The organism is Shinella sp. OV683 (genome assembly GCF_057787725.1).
Window position 1 is genome coordinate 3,845,729 of record NZ_CM173543.1, and the last position, 17,738, is coordinate 3,863,466.

Here is a 17,738-nt window from a genome sequence, read left to right on the forward strand (position 1 = left end):
ACGATAGGGGCTACTGCCGATGGCGGATGGCGCGGATAAAGACAGTAAAACAGAAGCCCCGACAGCGAAGCGCTACACTGACGCCGCGGAGAAGGGCAATGTGCCCTTTTCGCGCGAGATTACCGTCTTCGCCTCCACGCTCGGCATCTACGTCTATCTTCTTTTCTACCTGCCGCCGGGAATTTCCCATCTCTGGGAGACGCTGCGCGATCTCTTTGACAAGCCGGAACAATGGCGCTTCGACAGTGGACCCGATGTCGTCGCCCTGTTCATGCGCCTCGCCTGGGATTCGAGCGCCGTTGTCTTTCCCGCCTTCATCCTGATGGCCGCTTTTGGCGTCGGCTCGTCGATCATGCAGAACCTGCCGAGCCCGGTGCTGGACCGGATCATGCCGAAGGCTTCGCGGCTCAATCCCGTCGCTGGGCTCAACCGGATGTTCGGGCTTCCCGGCATGGTAGAATTCGGAAAGTCGCTTTTCAAGGTCTTGATCGTCGGCCTGGTGATCGTGCTGTCGCTCAAGTCGGAGTTCTTCACCTCGCTCGATGCGATGTATGCCGATCCGTCGTATCTGCTCGGACGGCTCACCGCGGATGTGAAGACAGTCCTGATCATCATTCTGTTCGCCTCCGCCATCATTGGCATCGCCGATTATTTCTGGACCCACCACCAGTGGTTCGAAGAGCTGAAGATGACCAAGGAGGAGGTCAAGGAAGAGCGCAAGCAGAGCGACGGCGACCCGATCATGAAGCAGCGCCAGCGCTCGTTTGCACGCGACCTCTCCCGCAAGCGCATGATCGCGTCCGTGCCCCGCGCTACACTGGTGATTGCCAACCCGACCCACTTCGCCGTAGCGCTACGCTATGTGAAGGAAGAGGATGCGGCCCCGGTGGTTATCGCCAAGGGCCAGGACCTGATCGCCCTCAAAATCCGTGAAATTGCCGAGAAGCACGGCATACCGGTGTTCGAAGACCCGCCTCTGGCTCGCTCCATGTTTGCGCAAGTCTCGGTGGATAGTGTGATTCCGCCTGCATTTTACAAGGCAGTCGCGGAGCTTATCCAGCGAATCTACGCGTCAAAAAACAAAAACAGACGGGTTAAGTGACACACATGAAAAAGTGCCCCCACACCGCCGAACGCGAAAAAATCGTCGCCGATGCGCTCCGCCCGGTCGCGACCGAGTTGCGCCTGATCGATGCTGCCGATCTCGTGGCGCTGCTGCGTTATGAACGCTGGGGCAATCTTTCCGATCTCGTGTCCTCTGCAGCGGAGCTATATTTCCTGCCGGGGACGGTTCGTTTCGGCGTGGGTGGCGATTTCCATCTGGATTGGGACAAACTGCCCGAGATCATGCTCGACCTTGAGGTGAAGCCACGCGGCGTGACGATTTACGCCAAGCTTTCGCTTGCCGACGTGCAGGCGGCGTTGGAAATCTCGCATATCGCTTTTGACGAGCCGTCGCTCGATCCCGCGGAGAACACGGCTTTCCTGACCCGCAGCCTGATGGAATCGCGTTTCATCGTGATGCCGCCGGCAAACAGCGCTTCCAATACCGGCACTCAGGCGATGTAGCCCAGCCGGATCGCCTTGGCGATAGTCTGTATCCGGTTGACGGAATCGAGCTTGACGGTCGCTGACGCCAGATAGGCGTTGACGGTGTGCACCGACAGGCCCAGCTGCCCTGCAATCTCTTCGCTGACCAGGCCGTCGCCTGCCAATTGCAGGCAGGCAATCTCGCGATTGCTCAATACTTCGTCTGGCGCCGAACGCCGCTCGTCGAGCACCAGCAGATCCATCATCATCTGATGGCTGCGCGCGTGCAGGTCGATGATGATTTCGCTGGTGATGTCGAGGTAGTTGGCGGCAAACACGGTGTAGCCATTGCCCATGGAGCCCAGGCGCACCGGCATGGCGATACCGCAGACCGGCAGCGCGCGGCTCTTCAATCGCGTCACGAAAGCAGCAAAATCCGGAGTTTCGGCCGTCTGCGCATCATCGATGCCGTTCCAGAACAAGGGCAGCGAGGACGTTTCCAGATGGTCGAGCAGGATAGGACCGTATTCAGCAAGAATTGCCGCTGCGGTCACTTCGCTGTCGGTGGGAAAGTTATCGAGGATACAACTGAGCTTGCGACGGCTGGCCAGGCCGGAATTGTTCGTCTTGAACACCGCGAAATTGCGCGCATGGGCAAAGCGCTGCATCGCCACCAATCGCGGAAAAAAATCCGACCGGCTTATGGCTTTGCTATGTCTCTTGGTCGGGTCTGCAACGCTTCTGCCTAATTTCATGCCCCGAGTTCCAGACCTATACTAAATTGTGCCGCACCGCATAGGCAATCGCTTCGGAACGGGTCCGGGTCGCTGTCTTGCGCATGACACTGGTAATGTAGTTGTTGATGGTATTTTTGGAGATGCCGATGATCGTTGCGATCTCGTCGCTGGTCTTGCCTTCGGCGATCCAATAGAGACATTCGAGTTCGCGCTCGGTCAGTTCCATGTCGCGCGAAACCTTGGTGACATCGTGAAACAGCAGGCTTGCGAAGTAGCCGGCAACGACACCGGTTTCCCGGAGCCGCTGCTGCGACAGGATGATGTCGGCTGGACAGATGAACACCAGGCAATAGCGATTGCGGCCGGCGCTGAAGATGATCGTGCAGTACTCGCGCGAGCGGCCCATCTCGACGCCTTCCTTGTCCGCCACCACGGAGAATGCCGGCTGCAACACCGAAAGGCACTTCTCGAGTTCCGTCGCACGGGAAAGCTTGGCAATGAGTTCGGCGCCGCGCTTGCGCACTAGGTCGAAAGGCCAATCGGAAGAGATGATATTGTCCAGGCCGCTTTCGCCGCTGAGTTCGTGGCGAGCCAGCAGATAGCCGTCTGCCCCGACATAGGCGGAAAGCGTTTCCAGCCCGTCTGCGATATCGCCCGCCTCAGCGCTTAGTCTCAGGCGCTCGACAAGCTGTTCAGATGACATCTCATGATGACCGCCCGGGGCCCGCGCCGCAGGCTGGTCATGGTAGTCCCTGTCCATATTCGCACTGGTCACGCTGCCCACCTGAACCGAAGCGATCAAATGCCAATCAAATTAGCAAATGCCAACCTTCAATGGCGAAAACTTACTGTGTACTTCTAAAACTGAAAACACTTCATGTGCATGTGCTGATTCGAGACTAAAGACAAATATTAATTGCCCGTTTTCAACGGTAACCCGCGTTGATTGGCGGATCGCTGAAAAGCGCGCCAAAGCCCTGCGGAGCAGCGTATCGATGGAAATAGTCATACAAGCCCATTTCGCCGGCTTATTTACGCTTTATTAGCATTTTTTGCACCTTTACCGAGATGTTCTTGAGGTGTACTCAGAGATAAACGCATCTTATGGGAGCAGCGATTTCAACAGCAAAATTCGCCGAGTTTATGGTGGCCTCCAGGGAAATTGCCCAAGATAGCGCTTGCTGTTGTCCCGACGAGAATCCGCAACCATTAACGCGACAGGGTTTGAGGTCTCGGAAAATGCGGCAAAGCGAGGCTGAGCCGAAGTAACAAAATGCGATTCGCTGCAGCGCACAAGCGAAAAGGGCGCGTCTTGCGGCGCGCCCTTTGTTTATGTCCTGATTTGCATTCGCTCTGCCTAGGCCGCTTCTTCTGCTGCAGCCCATTTGCGAAGGATCTTCGCAGCCCGTTCTTCGCTGAGATCGACCATGCGGGCGAGCCGGCGTTCCGGGCCTTCCTTGACGCGCTTGGACAGTGAGGTTCCGCTGTCCTCGCCCATCGACAGCAGGTCATCTGTCGAGTCGAAGCCAAAGTCCGAACCGAAGCCCTCCATGAGCCCACCGCCGGCGCCGTTGATGGCCGGGGGCGAGAAGTCGGGGAGTTCGAGGCCGACGCTCTCGCCGATCGGCAGGGCACTGGGAGAGCCGATGCCAGCGGCCGCGAGTTCCGGTCCACCGATCGCCTTGATCAGCGGGCGGAAGCCAAGCCAGACGATCAGGAAGGCGACGAGGACGAAAGCCCCTGCATTGATCATGCTGCCCATGTTGCGCATGAAGATATCGAGGAACGAGTCGCCGGACGCAGTGTCGGGCAGCAGTTCGTTTTCAAGGAAGTCGATTGCGGTCACATTGACGACGTCGCCGCGCGTGCTGTCGATGCCGGCCGCAGATGCAACGATCGCCTGCATCTCGGTGATGAAGGCATCATACTTGGCCTGGTTGAAGGGCTCGCCAATCAGCTTGGCAACGCGTCCCTTGTTGACGACGACCGCGACGGACAACTTGTCGACCGTGTAGCCGTTGCGGACGGTTGCGACCGTCTTCGAATTGATTTCGAAGTTGGTCTGCTCTTCCTTCTTGTCGTTCTGGTCCGAGGATTTCGGGCCGGATGCGACGCTGTTGTTGCCCTGCGGAACGTTCTGTTCGACGGTCGTCGCCTGGTCCTGGGAGACCTGCTCCGACTTCTGGTTTTCCTTGGTCACCCGCACCGAGCGCTCGACCTTCGATTCCGGGTCGTAGGTGGTTTCCTGGATCTGCTGGGCGTCAGTGTTGAGCTTTGCCGACACCGAGGTGCGGAAATTGTCCATGCCGAGGAAAGGCGCAAGCGCGTTGTCGATCTTGCTTTCCATCTCGCTCTGGACGTTCTGGACGATACCCAGCGAGCGGTTCATCGTGCTGTTTGACGGATCGTCGCCCGATGCAAGCAACTGGCCCGCTGAATCCAGGATGGTCACATCATCGATCGAAAGCCCCGGCACGGCCGAGGCGACGAGATGGCGAATGGAAGCTGCGGATTGCCGTCCGGCCGCGGCCGTGGCCCGGATCATGACCGACGCTGTCGGCTTCTGCTCGGCTTGGCGGAACGAACCGCGGTCCGCCATGACGATGTGGACGCGGGCGCTCGATATGCCGTTGATCGTCTGGATCGTCCTGGCGATCTCACCCTCGAGGGCTCGAACACGCGTGACTTCCTGCATGAACGACGTGAGGCCGAGCGAGCCGACGTTGTCGAACAACTCGTAGCCGGCATTGTTGGAGTTTGGCAGGCCGCGTTCGGCGAGGAACAGACGAGCCTTGCCGGTCTGGCCGACGGGCACCGAAAGCGATGTTCCGTCCGCGCCGACCTGAAAGTTCATGCCGTTTTCGGAAAGCGCGATACCGATCTGGTTGAGATCGCTGCTATCAAGGCCCACATAGAGGCTCTCGTAGCCCGGCCGGTTCACATAATATGTACCGATCAAGATGGCGAGGAGTGTGATTGCACCCACAGCACCGAGGGCAAGCAGTCTGCCCGTTCCAAGCGCCATCAGATTTTTCATGATGGCCGTAAGCTGATTCAACAGATTCATTCTGTTCCCGCGCGTTTGCAGAAGTATCCGGGCATTCATGTCCCGATAGCACCTTACGCAGCCAAGCTTGCGCGTAGGTTTTCTCTCATGCTGTGTGGGGCGGGATTTTGCGCTGCAAAGCGGACGGCACAGTCGGGCGAACTCACACGCCAGAATAGAAAAAGGCGCCATCAATCGCCCGAGATTTCGGAGACAGATGACGCCCTAACTGCAAACCCGATTTCTAGAACAAATCGAAATCGCCTGCAGCGCGGCTGAGCGGCTGCGAGTGGCCGTGGCGATGCATTCCGCCCGAAAGGGATTTCTGCATGTCGGCTAGCTTGACGAGATTGAGTGCGGTGGTGATGTCGACGAGGATTTCCTCGGGAATGGCGGCGGTGAAAGTATCGATGAATTCAGCGAGCCCCCGCGCCTTCTGCACAGCGAGATCGATGCCCTGCATGACCATCATCCGGTCGGCGGTTTCGATGATCCCCTCGCCTTCCTTGTCCGACAGGAACGGTTCAATCCGTTCGATCAGGTAGGCGACGTCATGCAACTCCGAGACAACCCGCATGAGTATTTCTGGTAGCGCCTGCTCTGTCACGGGCATATGGGACGCGAAACTGGACGACATGGACTCAAACCCTTCACACTCAGAAAAACTCGATTGAACTTTCGACCGGCTTCGGCGCCACGACGGGACGCGTCTCCAATTGTACCGTGCGCTGTGTTTCTGCCCCGGACAGCGCGAATTGCCGGGCCCGACCGGAGACCGGCCAGAATTCCAGTTTGCGGCCCGCATCGCCGCCCGTGGAGGATCCGACGAGACTGATCCCTTCGTCCTTGAGGAACTTCGTCGCGAACTCCGCGTTCTGCTGGCCGACATTCGAGAACGTCGCGATGGTCTTGGCTCCCCCGAAGATCTTGGCTTCGAGCCGGTCGCGCCGCGCGCCCTGCTTGAGGAGACCGTTGATCAGCAACTCCATCAGATGCACGCCGTAGCGCGAGACGTCGCCACCCTGGGCCATGGCCTCGACCGAGCCAGGAAGCAGGAAGTGATTCATTCCACCGACACCGAGAACCGGGTCGCGAAGACAGGCCGCCACGCAGGATCCAAGCACTGTCGACAGGACGACGTTCGGATCGTTCGAGACCTTCCACTCGCCCTGAATGACATGCATCCGCCGGAAGCCATCTATATTCATTTTAGGGATCCAAAGACGGCTTCGATGGCCGCACGCATTTTGTCGATGGTGAAGGGCTTGGCGAGCACGTTGTTGGCACCCATCTGGGCAGCCTTCTGCACCAGCGCCCGGTCGCCTTGCGCCGTCAGGATGATGAAGGCCGCTTTCTTGGTCGCCGGATTGGCGCGCACGGCCTGCAGCAGCCCCAGGCCATCCATCTTCGGCATGTTGAAGTCCGAGATGACCAGATGATGCGGCTGCTGCGCCATGATCTGTGCGCCCTGCTGGCCATCGCCGGCAGAGGTGATCTGCTTGAAGCCCAGCTGGGTGAGTGCATCGCTCAGCAGCAATCGACTGGTGACCTGATCATCCACGATGAGGACCTTGATTTTTTCAGCGATAGACATTTAGTCGTTCCCTTCCTTGCGGGCGGCAGTAAGTTTCAAAATTTCTTCCCCGATGGCGTTCAATGGCAACTGTGTTTCCACACCGCCAAGTTCGAACGCCACGCGAGGCATTCCATAAACGACGCAGGTCTTTTCATTCTGCCCGACAGTCCGGGCGCCTGAATGCCGCATCTTCAACAGTCCCGCGGCACCATCGCGGCCCATGCCCGTCAGGATTGCCCCGACGGCATTGCGGCCGGCCAGTTCCGCGACCGAGTCAAACAACACATCCACCGATGGGCGATGGCCATTGACAGGCGGCTTGTCGAGAAGCCGGACGATCGGGCCATGCGGATTGGCGACAACCATGTGCCGTTCGCCGCCGGGCGCCAGATAGATCCGACCGATCTCCAGCCGTGCGCCATCCGTGGCTTCCTGCACCTGCGGTGCACAGAGCCGGTTGAGCCTTTCCGCAAAGCTCTTGGTGAACGTCGCAGGCATGTGTTGCGTGATGACAGTCGGAGGGCAATTAACCGGAAAATTCTTAAGAACTTCTATCAGCGCCTCGACCCCGCCTGTGGACGAGCCGATCGCCACGATCTTGCGTCCGACGCGATAGTCGGCCTTCGGAACATTGGCGTTGGCAGCAGTCGCAGGCGTCGGCTGGGGCGTGCGCATCGACTGGTAGCGAGAGGCCGAGCGGGCCGCCGCCTTGACCTTGTCGATCAGTTCGTGGAAAGGCCGCGCGTCGCCGGGCACCGGCTTGCCGACACAATCGAAGGCGCCGATTTCGAGCGCTGCAATGGTTGCCTCGCCGCCACGATGGGTCAGGGACGAAACCATAATCACCGGCATCGGCCTCAGCTTCATGATCTTCTCGAGAAATTCGAGGCCGTTCATGTTCGGCATCTCGATGTCGAGCGTCACGACATCCGGGTTGAGTTCCTTGATGGCGGCACGCGCCTCCATGGCGTCGCCCGCCTGGCCGACGACCGTGACATCCGGATCCGAATTGAGGACGGCCGAGATCAGGCCACGCATGGTGGCGGAGTCATCGACGACAAGAACCCTAGCGGCTGCCATCAGGCTTTCCTCCCGCTGTGCTTGCCAGTGAACTTGTAGGTGGTGATGCCGGTATTATCGAACAGCGCCTTGGCCTCGCCCGAAACCCGCTCGGAGTGGCCGATATAAAGGTGGCCATTTTCCGGCAAGAGTTCGGAGAAACGCGACCAGATGCGCATCTGTGTCGGCTCGTCGAAGTAGATGACAACGTTGCGACAGAAGATCACGTCGAACTTGCCCTTGAACGGCCAGGCACCCATTAAGTTGAGTTCGTTGTAGGTGATTAGCCGCTTGACGGCATCGGCGACCTGCCACTTCGGCTTGCCACCCACCGAAACCTCGGTAAACCACTGCTTGCGCATCTGCGGGCTGACGGACTCCAGCGCCGCCGCGTCATAGGCACCCTGTCGGGCAATCGCGAGAATTTTCGGATCGATGTCGGTGGCCAGGATCTTGAAGTCGTAGTCGGCGATGTTCTGCATGACGGAGAGACACGTCAAGGCGATCGAATAGGGCTCCTGCCCGTCCGATGACGCTGCCGACCAGATGCGGACGCGGCCGCCGGCTTTGAGGCGCGAGACCAGACCTGGCAACACCTCGGTGCGGAGATGATCGAAGTGGTGGTTTTCGCGGAAGAAGCGGGTGAAATTGGTGGTCAGATGCGACAGCATCTCGCGGCGCTCCGCCGCTCCAGCCTGCGAGGAGACGAGTTCGCAGTAGCCGCGAAAGTCCTTCAGGCCAAGTTGTCTGATATGCTTGGACAGGCGCGAATAGACCAGCGACGCCTTGGTCTCGTTGAGATAGATACCGGCGTCGGAATAGATCATCGCCGCGATCTCGGCGAGATCACGACGCATCAGCGGAAATTCGCCTCCTGCGAGGATCTCGTCCTGATTGCGGCGGGGATCGAAGGCAAGTGTCATGGTCAAGCCGCTTCGCTTTCGCTGTCTGGGAAGATTGCCTCAAGTTCGACAAGGCAGATCATTCGGTTGTCGATCGCGAGGATGCCCCGCGCGAAGGACCGTTCGTGGTCGGAAGCGACCTCCGGTGTCGGCTGGATGTTTTCCTCGGTTACCGTCAAGATGTCGGAAACGGCATCGACGAGCAGGCCGACGAACTTGTCGCGCACCTGGGCAACGATGATGACGTGGCGGGCCGAGGGCTCGGCTGACTTCATGCCGAGCCGGGCGGAGAGATCGATGATCGGCAGCACGACGCCGCGAAGATTGATCACGCCGAGCATGTAAGGTGGCGAGTGCGGCATCGGGGTCGCGGGTGTCCAGCCGCGAATTTCACGCACATTCATGACGTTTACGGTAAATTCCTGCTCGCCGATCCGGAATGCGATGAGTTCGCGACCGCTCTGCAATATGGTTTTTGCGATTAACGTCATGATGCGCTACCCCCGTGATGCCTTTCTCGTTCGCTCAGCCTGTGGCTGCCAAAGCGCCGTCGATTTTCAATGCCTGACCGCGGGACGCGGCAACCACCGAGTCCACGTCCAGAATGAGGGCCACGCGACCATCGCCGAGAATGGTCGCCGCGGCGATGCCCGGTACATGGGTGTAGTTGGCTTCGAGGCTCTTGATGACGACCTGACGCTGCCCCTGGATCGCATCGACCATGAGGGCACGCTGGCCACCGCCTTCCGATTCCACTAGCAGCGCGACACCATCGACCGGATTGGCCGCCGTCCCGCGATAGTTGAGGATGCGGCCGACATCGACCAGCGGGCAGAAGGAATTGCGGATGGCAATCAGCTTCTGGCTCGCGCCGAACGAATGGATGGCGTTTGCTTCAGGCTGCAAGGTCTCGACGATCGCGGTCAGCGGCACAACGAGGGTCTGGTTTGCGACTGTCACCACCATGCCATCGAGGACTGCGAGCGTCAGCGGCAGGCTCATGATAAAGCTGGAGCCCTGGCCGGGGCGGGACTGGATCGAGATGCGTCCGCCAAGCGCCTGGATCGAGCGCTTGACCACGTCCATGCCGACGCCACGGCCCGACACGTCGGTGATCTTGTCGGCGGTAGAGAAGCCCGGCGCGAAGATCAGGTTGTCGATTTCCTCATCCGACAGGCTGGCGTCGGCCGGGATGAGATCGTTGTCGATCGCCTTCTGACGGACACGCTCGCGATTGATGCCCGCGCCGTCGTCGGAGAGTTCGATGACGATGCGGCCCGAGCGATGCTTTGCCGTCAGCTTCACGGTGCCTTCGGCGGGCTTTCCGAGGGCGGCCCGCTTTTCCGGCGACTCAATGCCGTGGTCGACCGAGTTTCGGATCATGTGGGTCAGCGGCTCGGCGAGCTTGTCGATGACCGTCTTGTCGACTTCGGTGTTTTCACCTTCAGTGACCAGGCGGACCGACTTGCCGACCATGTCAGCGACTTCGCGAACGATGCGCGACATGCGCTGGAAGACGGGCTTCACTGGCTGGGCGCGGATTGCCATGACGGAATCCTGGATCTCGCGGGTGAGCTGCTGCAGCTCATCGAGACCCATATTGATGCCCTGCGTGCCGCTCTGGTCGTTTTCGATGACGCTCTGTGCAAGCATCGCCTGGTTGATGACCAATTCGCCCACCAGGTTGATCAGGCGGTCGACGCGGTCGAGATCGACGCGGATGGTGGGGTTGGCGCCACCGGACGTGTCTGCCTTTGCGGCTGCGGCATTTTCGCGGCGGTCACCACCGTCGCGGCGTTCCGCTGCAGGCGCAGAAGCGGTTGCGGCGACTTGAACGATCTGTGCGGTCGCTTTGGCGGTTGCCACGGCTGTGGCTGCAGCGCCAGCCACGTCTTCGACCGACGCGGTCTCCTCCATGGCGGAACCTTCGTCCAGCATGCTGAGGTCGAACGGGATCGGCTGCATCGGCAGCTCTTCGGTGGCTTGCGGCGCTGCGTCATGCGCCTTGATTTCGAGTTCGCAATCCCATTCGGCAAATTCGAAGACCTGGCGAATGCCCTCTTCGCCCTTGTCCGTCTTGATCCAGATCGTCCACTTGAAGTAGGCGGCTTCCGGATCGAGCTGGTCGAGCGGCGGCAGCGCGGACATATCGCAATTGATGCTCATTTCGCCGAGGCGATGCAAGTCGCGCAGCAAGAGCGCTGCATCATTGCCCTTGGCGTAGAGATCCGAGCGCGGCTTGAACGTTACCTCGAACGAAGGGACGTCTGCAGGCGCTGCTTCATCGTCACCAAAATCGTCAAACGAGAACGGGATCGGCTGGAAGCCGCTGTCGTCAGACGGTGCGGGTGCTGCGGCTGCAACAGGCGCCGGCGCCGGAGCAGCCTTGGCGACCGGCTCGGGTGCCGAAGAGGCGCCGGTGGGTGCCTCGCCGTTGGCGAGCAGTTCGAGATCCTTGACGAGGCCGGTGGTACGGCTCGGATCGATCTTGCCGCCGTCACGAGCGGCATTGGTCAGGTCGGCCAGCACGTCGGCCGACTTGAGCATGACCTTCATCACGTCAGGCCCGGGATCGAGTTTGTTGGAACGAACGCAATCGAGCGTGGTCTCGAAGACATGGGCAAAAGCGACCAGGTCGTCGAGCCCGAAGGCTCCGGCACCGCCCTTGATGGAATGAACGGCGCGGAACACGGCGTTGACCGTCTCCGAATCCGTCTCGCCATCATTCATTTTCAGCAGACCGGATTCCAGTTCCGCGAGCTGTTCCTCGCATTCCTGAAAAAAGATCTCTTTGATTTCGTTCATATCCATAGGATGAATTCCCGTTAAGCGGTCACGCGCTCGATGGCATCAATAAGCTTGGTCGGATCAAACGGCTTGACGATCCAGCCGGTGGCACCGGCCTGGCGCGCCCGGTTCTTCTTCTCGGCGTCGCTTTCAGTGGTCAGCACGAGGATCGGGATGGCGCGGTACTTGTCGTTGCGGCGAACGCCTTCGATGAAGCCGAAGCCATCGAGACGCGGCATGTTGATATCCGTGACGATCACATCAGGATTACACTGTTCGAGAACTTCGAGCCCCTCGACACCGTCTTCGGCCTGGATCGTTTCAAAGCCGGCATTGTTCAGCGTCACCAGCAACATGTTGCGGATGGTTCTGGAGTCATCGACTGTCAGTACTTTCTTCTTCATGACTTGCTCTCCTTTGCGAGCAGATGATCGTAATTGACCCCGATGAGCTGCATCGTCTTGCCAAGGGCGTCAGAGATTTTGGAAAAACCGAATGTGTGCTTGTCTTCTTCCCAGCACTTTGCTGCGGACATGAGCACCTGGATGCAAAGCGCGCCGACCCGTTCGACGGACGAACCGTCAATAGTCAGATTGCTGCCGCGCAATGCCATCAATTTCGTATGAAGGGCGCTGGCTTCGTTGAGGTCGAGGACCTTATCGAGGCTCAATTTCTTCGCTGCGCTGGACTTGCCACTCATTTCATCGTCCCCTGTTGTTTGGTTTTGTGGAACAATTCTGCACTACTTCCGATATTCAGCCGCGGTTCGGGATGGAGGACTTCATGGCATCCTTGCCACCTCTGCCGGACTGTGCGACCGTGCGTCGCCCTGAATGTCGATCCGCTCATCGGGAAGCCCCTCCCCGTGCGGGCATGAGATAAGCCACAGCGCCATTGGCGCTATTGCCGGCAAGCGCCTGGCTGCGCGCGACCTGAGCTGCCGGCCGTGCCTGCTCACCGCCGTGATAGCGCTGGAGGCGAAATTCCCGGATCGTCTGGCCGAGTTCGAGGATCACCGCTTGCAGGTCGGCGCTGTCGCTGGCGGCTTCGCCTGCGTTCGCTGCGCCTGCCTTGAGGTCGTCGGAAACGGATGTCGTGGATTTCGAGATCTGGTCGATAGCAGCGGCGGACTGGTTGGTCTCGCGCACCAGTACCGCGATGGCCTCATTGACGCCGGTGACCTGCGTGACGATTGCGTCGATCGCCGTCTGGGTCTTGGCAACCACGGCAACGCCACCGTCGACTTGGGCCTTGGTGCCGCTGACCAGATCCTTGATCTCGCGGGCCGCATCGGCGGAACGCTGGGCAAGCGCCCGGACTTCCTGGGCGACAACTGCGAAACCGCGGCCGGATTCGCCGGCGCGGGCAGCTTCGATGCCGGCATTCAGGGCCAAGAGGTTTGTCTGGAAGGCGATTTCGTCGATCACGCCAATGATCTGGCCGATCTTCTCGGCGGACTGTTCGATGCCGGCCATCGCGGTAATTGCTTCCTTGGCGATCACGCCGCTGGAAATCGCCGCCTGGCGGGCAGTGGCAGTGGCGGTTTCGGCAAGATTGGCGCCTTCGGCACTCTTGCGGGCACCGCGTGAGGCATCGCCCATGTCGGCGGCAATCTGGTCCAATGCCTGCGAGGCACGCGCGCCGCGACCGGCAAATGCTTCGGCAGAAAGTGAAATGCGGCCGGCGAAGCGGTCCATGCGCTCAGCGCCGTCCTGCGCAGACGTCAGCGAAGTGCGGATATCTTCGAAGGCGGCATCGAGCTCATCGATGGAACCGGCGTGATCTTCACGGCCCTCGACATCCAGCGGGCCGGAGAAGTCGCGACTGCGCAGCCGGTCGGCGATTGCATCGAGCAGCGCCTTGGTCTCGGCATGGTGAGCCGAATTGGCGGCAGCCAGTGTCTGCTGGTGCGAGAGGCGCGTCTCGTTGAAGCGCAGCGAGACCGAGATTTCGAGATCGACCATGACAGCTCGGACGACGGAACGGGCAAGTGCGACTGCCGCGTCGCGCTGGCGACTGGTGTTTCGCAGCCAGGATTTTGGCCAGAATTCCTCGATCAGTCCGCCGATGATATGTTCGAGCACGACGGCATGGCCGGCAATGTGCCAGCGGGGATCGAGGCCCATTCGGCTCTCGGTATCGGCAATGACCTTGACGCGTTCGGCATAGAGGCTGTCAAAGCGTGCATCCGTCAGCACATCCCAATGCGACTGGGTGAGATCGTGCAAGCGCTCGACCTGTGCCTCGCTCTGGAAATTGCGGGCGGCTTCGGGAAAGGTCTGGAAGCGCTGGAAGAGATCGCGCAGTGCAAGCTTGACATGCGGGAGCAGAAGATTGCGGTTGCCGCGCACGAGTTCGGCGTCTGCGGCCTGCAGGCCGGCAAAACGCAGGCGTCCGCTGAGGCCACCGCCCTCGCGCCGCTCCTTGTCCCCCGCTGTATCCGCCTCGACCAATTCCGTTCCCCGTACGCACGACGCCAGTCGACGGACTGACATTCCCCAAAATCCGTGTCCCTTCCGCCTTTTCGCCATAGACTTTGCGAACGGACGGAAGCGGCTTGGCCACAAGGCCAAATTATCAATGAATTCCGGGTTTTGTGTACCGGCACGGCGAAGCGGCATCATGCCTATGGATCGACCCAACAATCCCATTCCGGCGTAGTAACAATGTTTATGGTTAATTCCTTGCCTGAAGGTTAACGGAGGGTACTGAGTTTTGGTTTCCGACAATTAAATGAGAACGGTAACTTTTTATTTTCCTTAAAGGATCGGGTTCTTCTTCCCGGCATTGCCGCAACTGGTAAGCCACAAGCAAGTAAGCTCGGATATTGTCACCACCGCAGATGACAATGACGTCACGTAAGGTAGAGCAATGATTGTTCTTGGACTGAGCGCTTCGCTTATCGCCACTTTTACTCTGGTAGCCATAACCCTTCTTCTGAATATCGATTTCGGCCGGAAAAATACCCCAGCACGGGTATTCTGACGGCTTGCATGGATTGAAAGCGAAGTAAATCGGTTCGATCGACCGCGGAAAAACTCGGGTGACGACTTCGAGCCCAGGACGGACCTCAATCAGCCGGTCGGTGGCTAGCGGGTGTTGGCTGCCAATTGGGCGGCGAAAGCCCTGATGTAGGCGGGCCGCGCTTCGCCGCGGGCGACATAGGCGGCCAGGTTCGGATATTCGTCCAGAATACCCGATAATCTCAGCCTGAGCAGCACTGACACCATCAGCAGGTCGCCCGCGCTGAACCCACCATCGAGCCAGTCGGCACTGCCAAGGCGGGCGGAAAGTTGCTTCAACCGATCGCGGACGCGATCCTGGACCAGAGGCAGGCGCTCCCTACTCCAAGGCTTATCGCCCTCCAAGACCCTGGCGGTTGCGAGTTCAAGGATCGTCGGCTCCACCGTGTTGAGCGCGGCAAACATCCATGTGATCGCCCGCGCCCGCGCATCGGCATCGTCCGGCAGCAGGCCCGAATGGCGCTCGGCGATATGGAAGACGATCGACCCTGTCTCGAACAAGGCGAGATCGCCTTCCTCGTAGGTCGGAATCTGGCCGAAAGGATGAAGCGCCAGATGCGCAGGTTCCTTCATCGCACCAAACGAAACAAGGCGAACCTCATAGGGTTGGCCGACCTCTTCAAGAGCCCAGCGAACGCGCGTATCACGCGCCAGTCCCCTGCCGCCATCAGGTGACCGCTCAAAGGCAGTAATGGTGATGGTCATCATCAGGCTCCCCCTTGGCTGACATCATTGGCCGCGGGGCTGGCAATCTGTCAAGGCGAACTCACCTCTTTTGGTTTGGTCAATGAGTCCTGGCCGCCCGACATTGCACCGGCTTGCCTTGTCAGCGCGACGATTTTTTACCTTCGATAAGGTCAATGGCGCGCTTGGCAAAGCGCTCGGCAAGCGGCGCGACTTCAGCCGCATTTGTCGCTGCAGCATTGCCCGCGCGCGACCGATCGGCAATACCGATGAAGATGACCGCAAAGCGAAAGAGCGCAAACGCGACATGGAACGGCTTCAATTCTGCCGTCGGCATCGCCGAAGCGTAATAGCGCTCGACAAACTCGGTCTCCGTAGGCAGCCCCAGGTCTTGAAGATCAAGCCCGAGGATACCTCCGTATTCGCCTGACGATGTGTGCCAAGGCATGGCGGCGAAGCCGAGATCGGCCAGGGGATGGCCCAGCGTTGAAAGTTCCCAGTCAAGAATCGCGACGACGCGCGGTTCCCACGGATGAAACAGCATGTTGCCGAGCCTGAAATCACCATGCGCGATGGAGACGGCGCCATCATCGGCCGGCAGGTTATGCGGCAGCCACTGGGCCAGCCGGTCGAGCGCCGAGATCCGCGCGCTTGGAGACTCCCGCCATTGCCGGCTCCAGCGCTTGATCTGGCGCTCGAAATAATTGCCCGGTCTGCCATAATCTCCAAGCCCCATATCTCCGGGTCGAAGCGCATGCAGTTTTGCCAGCGCGTCGGCCATGCCGAAGTAGATTGCCTTGCGCTCCTCGCGTTGCAGTTCCGGCAGCGCGCAATCGCTGAAAACCCGCCCGTCGACCCGATCCATCAGGTAGAACGGGGTTCCAAGCAGATGCCGGTCCTCATGCAGCAGGATCGGCCGTGGCACCGGAACATCGGTGGAATGAAGCGCGCTCAGGATCCGGAATTCGCGCTCTATCGCGTGTGCGCCTGGAAGAATGTGCCCCTGGGGTTTCTTGCGCAGCACCATCCGCCGGGCGCCGAATGTCACGAAATAGGTCGGGTTCGATTGACCGCCACTAACGCGCTCGATCGAAAATGCTTCACTATTGCCGAAGCGCTGCGCGAGGAAAGCACGCAGTTTCGCCGGATCGAAATCCACTAACGGAGCGAGGGCGTCAACCTGTGTCACGCAGCCCCCACATTCCAATGCCAGAACGACCGACCCTCCGTTTCGAGATACCGGCTCAGCACCATCTTGTGGACTTCGTCGGCGCCATCGACCAGCCGCGCCTGCCGCGCATAGCGGTAGATCCATTCGAGCACCGTGTCGGTAGAATAGCCGCGCGCGCCATTGATCTGGATCGCCGTGTCCGCCGCCTTGTGCAGCAGGTTGGCGACATGGACCTTGGCCATGGACACTTCCTTGCGGGCAAAACCGCCGCGATCGAGTTCCCACGCCGCCTTCATGACCAGCAACCTGCCAATCTCGATGCCCATGGCGAGATCACCGAGCATCATCTGGATGCTCTCGCGGTCTGCGAGGCGAACGCCAAAACCATGACGTTCGGCGGCATAGGCCGTGGCAATCTCGACGCAGCGCCTGGAAAGACCAAGCCAGCGCATGCAATGCGTAAGCCGCGCGGGGCCAAGGCGAATCTGAGTGAGCTTCATCCCCTGCCCTTCGCCCAGCAACACGTTTTGGGCAGGGATTTCCAATCCGTCGAATTCCAGCTCGCAATGGCCGCCATGTTCTTCCGGCCCCATGATGCCGATGCGCCGGACAATCTTCCAGCCCGGCTGGTCTTTGTGAAACAGGAATGCCGTCAGGCCGTGGCGCGGATCATCCGATGTCCGGGCAATCAGGATGAAGTGGCTCGCCTCCCCTGCACCAGTGATGAACCACTTGCGGCCATGGACGACGTATTTGTCGCCCACCTTTTCGGCACGGGTCTGGATCATCGAGGGATCGGAGCCGCCGCCCGGATGCGGTTCGGTCATGGCGAAAGCCGATTTCACCAAACCGTCTTCGACCGGCTGAAGCCAACGCTCCTTCTGCTCCGGTGTCGCCACCCGATCGAGCACCATCATGTTGCCGTCATCTGGGGCGGCAGAATTGAAGCACGCCGGGCCGAAGATCGAGCGGTTCATCTCCTCGTAGCAGACCGCCATGCCGATCTTGCCGATCGACGGCTTGCCGGGGCGTTCGAGCTGCAGCGTCCAGAGGCCTTCGGCCTTCGCCTTGCTCCTTGTCTTGTCGAGCAATGCGAGGGTGATGTTGCCATGTTCGTCGAAGGAGGCACGGTCGCTTTCGAGCGGCAAGATTTCCGTCTCGACGAACCGGCCGATTCTCGCTCTCAAGTCCTCGACCATGGGTGAAATGTCGAAATTCATCTG

At 59.8% G+C, this 17,738-nt stretch carries 18 protein-coding genes; 2 read left to right on the forward strand and 16 right to left on the reverse strand.

Going from position 1 to position 17,738, the window contains the following annotated elements; genetic code table 11:
- The first annotated feature begins 19 nt into the window (after window positions 1-19).
- Complete coding sequence (gene flhB / locus ACXHRN_RS18665; RefSeq protein WP_488637805.1) at window positions 20-1,102, forward strand: flagellar biosynthesis protein FlhB; 1,083 nt, start codon at window positions 20-22, stop codon at window positions 1,100-1,102.
- Window positions 1,103-1,107: 5 nt separating this feature from the next.
- Window positions 1,108-1,569, forward strand: coding sequence for a hypothetical protein (locus tag ACXHRN_RS18670; RefSeq protein WP_488637806.1), 462 nt, complete (start codon window positions 1,108-1,110; stop codon window positions 1,567-1,569).
- Here the strand turns inward: ACXHRN_RS18670 and visR are convergent.
- From visR to ACXHRN_RS18750, 16 genes are all read right to left on the reverse strand, one after another.
- Complete coding sequence (gene visR / locus ACXHRN_RS18675; protein WP_488637807.1) at window positions 1,557-2,285, reverse strand: transcriptional regulator VisR; 729 nt, start codon at window positions 2,283-2,285, stop codon at window positions 1,557-1,559. The two genes, ACXHRN_RS18670 and visR, sit on opposite strands and share 13 nt — an antisense overlap.
- Window positions 2,286-2,301: 16 nt before the next feature.
- Window positions 2,302-3,027 (reverse strand): transcriptional regulator VisN, encoded by a 726-nt coding sequence (gene visN, locus ACXHRN_RS18680; RefSeq protein WP_488641943.1) that lies wholly within the window; start codon window positions 3,025-3,027, stop codon window positions 2,302-2,304.
- Between the two features lie 597 nt (window positions 3,028-3,624).
- Window positions 3,625-5,334, reverse strand: a complete 1,710-nt coding sequence (gene fliF / locus ACXHRN_RS18685; protein ID WP_488637808.1) for a flagellar basal-body MS-ring/collar protein FliF — start codon at window positions 5,332-5,334, stop codon at window positions 3,625-3,627.
- Between the two features lie 223 nt (window positions 5,335-5,557).
- The gene (gene cheT / locus ACXHRN_RS18690) at window positions 5,558-5,950 is read right to left on the reverse strand and encodes a chemotaxis protein CheT (protein WP_488637809.1); all 393 of its coding nucleotides are present in this window, start codon (window positions 5,948-5,950) and stop codon (window positions 5,558-5,560) included.
- A 19-nt stretch (window positions 5,951-5,969) separates the two neighbouring features.
- Complete coding sequence (cheD, locus tag ACXHRN_RS18695) at window positions 5,970-6,521, reverse strand: chemoreceptor glutamine deamidase CheD (protein ID WP_488637810.1); 552 nt, start codon at window positions 6,519-6,521, stop codon at window positions 5,970-5,972.
- Window positions 6,518-6,907 carry a response regulator gene (locus tag ACXHRN_RS18700; protein ID WP_488637811.1) on the reverse strand — a complete coding sequence of 130 codons (390 nt, stop codon included), beginning with the start codon at window positions 6,905-6,907 and terminating at the stop codon, window positions 6,518-6,520. The genes cheD and ACXHRN_RS18700 overlap by 4 nt, the downstream gene beginning before the upstream one ends.
- On the reverse strand, window positions 6,908-7,972 hold the full coding sequence (gene cheB / locus ACXHRN_RS18705) for a protein-glutamate O-methylesterase CheB (protein ID WP_488641944.1): 1,065 nt from the start codon (window positions 7,970-7,972) through the stop codon (window positions 6,908-6,910).
- Window positions 7,969-8,871 carry a protein-glutamate O-methyltransferase gene (locus ACXHRN_RS18710; RefSeq protein WP_488641945.1) on the reverse strand — a complete coding sequence of 301 codons (903 nt, stop codon included), beginning with the start codon at window positions 8,869-8,871 and terminating at the stop codon, window positions 7,969-7,971. The genes cheB and ACXHRN_RS18710 overlap by 4 nt, the downstream gene beginning before the upstream one ends.
- Before the next feature lie 2 nt (window positions 8,872-8,873).
- On the reverse strand, window positions 8,874-9,341 hold the full coding sequence (locus ACXHRN_RS18715; RefSeq protein ID WP_488637812.1) for a chemotaxis protein CheW: 468 nt from the start codon (window positions 9,339-9,341) through the stop codon (window positions 8,874-8,876).
- 34 nt (window positions 9,342-9,375) lie between these two features.
- Window positions 9,376-11,661: a chemotaxis protein CheA gene (locus ACXHRN_RS18720; RefSeq protein WP_488637813.1), complete on the reverse strand. Its 2,286-nt coding sequence runs from the start codon at window positions 11,659-11,661 to the stop codon at window positions 9,376-9,378.
- A gap of 14 nt (window positions 11,662-11,675) precedes the next feature.
- Entirely contained in the window at window positions 11,676-12,041 is a 366-nt protein-coding gene (gene cheY1, locus ACXHRN_RS18725) for a chemotaxis response regulator CheY1 (RefSeq protein WP_477877580.1), read from the reverse strand.
- Complete coding sequence (locus ACXHRN_RS18730) at window positions 12,038-12,337, reverse strand: STAS domain-containing protein (RefSeq protein ID WP_488637814.1); 300 nt, start codon at window positions 12,335-12,337, stop codon at window positions 12,038-12,040. The genes cheY1 and ACXHRN_RS18730 overlap by 4 nt, the downstream gene beginning before the upstream one ends.
- Before the next feature lie 145 nt (window positions 12,338-12,482).
- Window positions 12,483-14,132 (reverse strand): methyl-accepting chemotaxis protein, encoded by a 1,650-nt coding sequence (locus tag ACXHRN_RS18735; protein ID WP_488637815.1) that lies wholly within the window; start codon window positions 14,130-14,132, stop codon window positions 12,483-12,485.
- Between the two features lie 594 nt (window positions 14,133-14,726).
- Window positions 14,727-15,365 carry a glutathione S-transferase family protein gene (locus ACXHRN_RS18740; protein ID WP_488641946.1) on the reverse strand — a complete coding sequence of 213 codons (639 nt, stop codon included), beginning with the start codon at window positions 15,363-15,365 and terminating at the stop codon, window positions 14,727-14,729.
- Window positions 15,366-15,486: 121 nt separating this feature from the next.
- Window positions 15,487-16,533, reverse strand: a complete 1,047-nt coding sequence (locus tag ACXHRN_RS18745; protein WP_488637816.1) for a phosphotransferase family protein — start codon at window positions 16,531-16,533, stop codon at window positions 15,487-15,489.
- On the reverse strand, window positions 16,530-17,735 hold the full coding sequence (locus ACXHRN_RS18750; RefSeq protein WP_488637817.1) for an acyl-CoA dehydrogenase family protein: 1,206 nt from the start codon (window positions 17,733-17,735) through the stop codon (window positions 16,530-16,532). Before ACXHRN_RS18750 ends, ACXHRN_RS18745 begins: the two co-directional genes overlap by 4 nt.
- Window positions 17,736-17,738 lie beyond the last annotated feature (3 nt).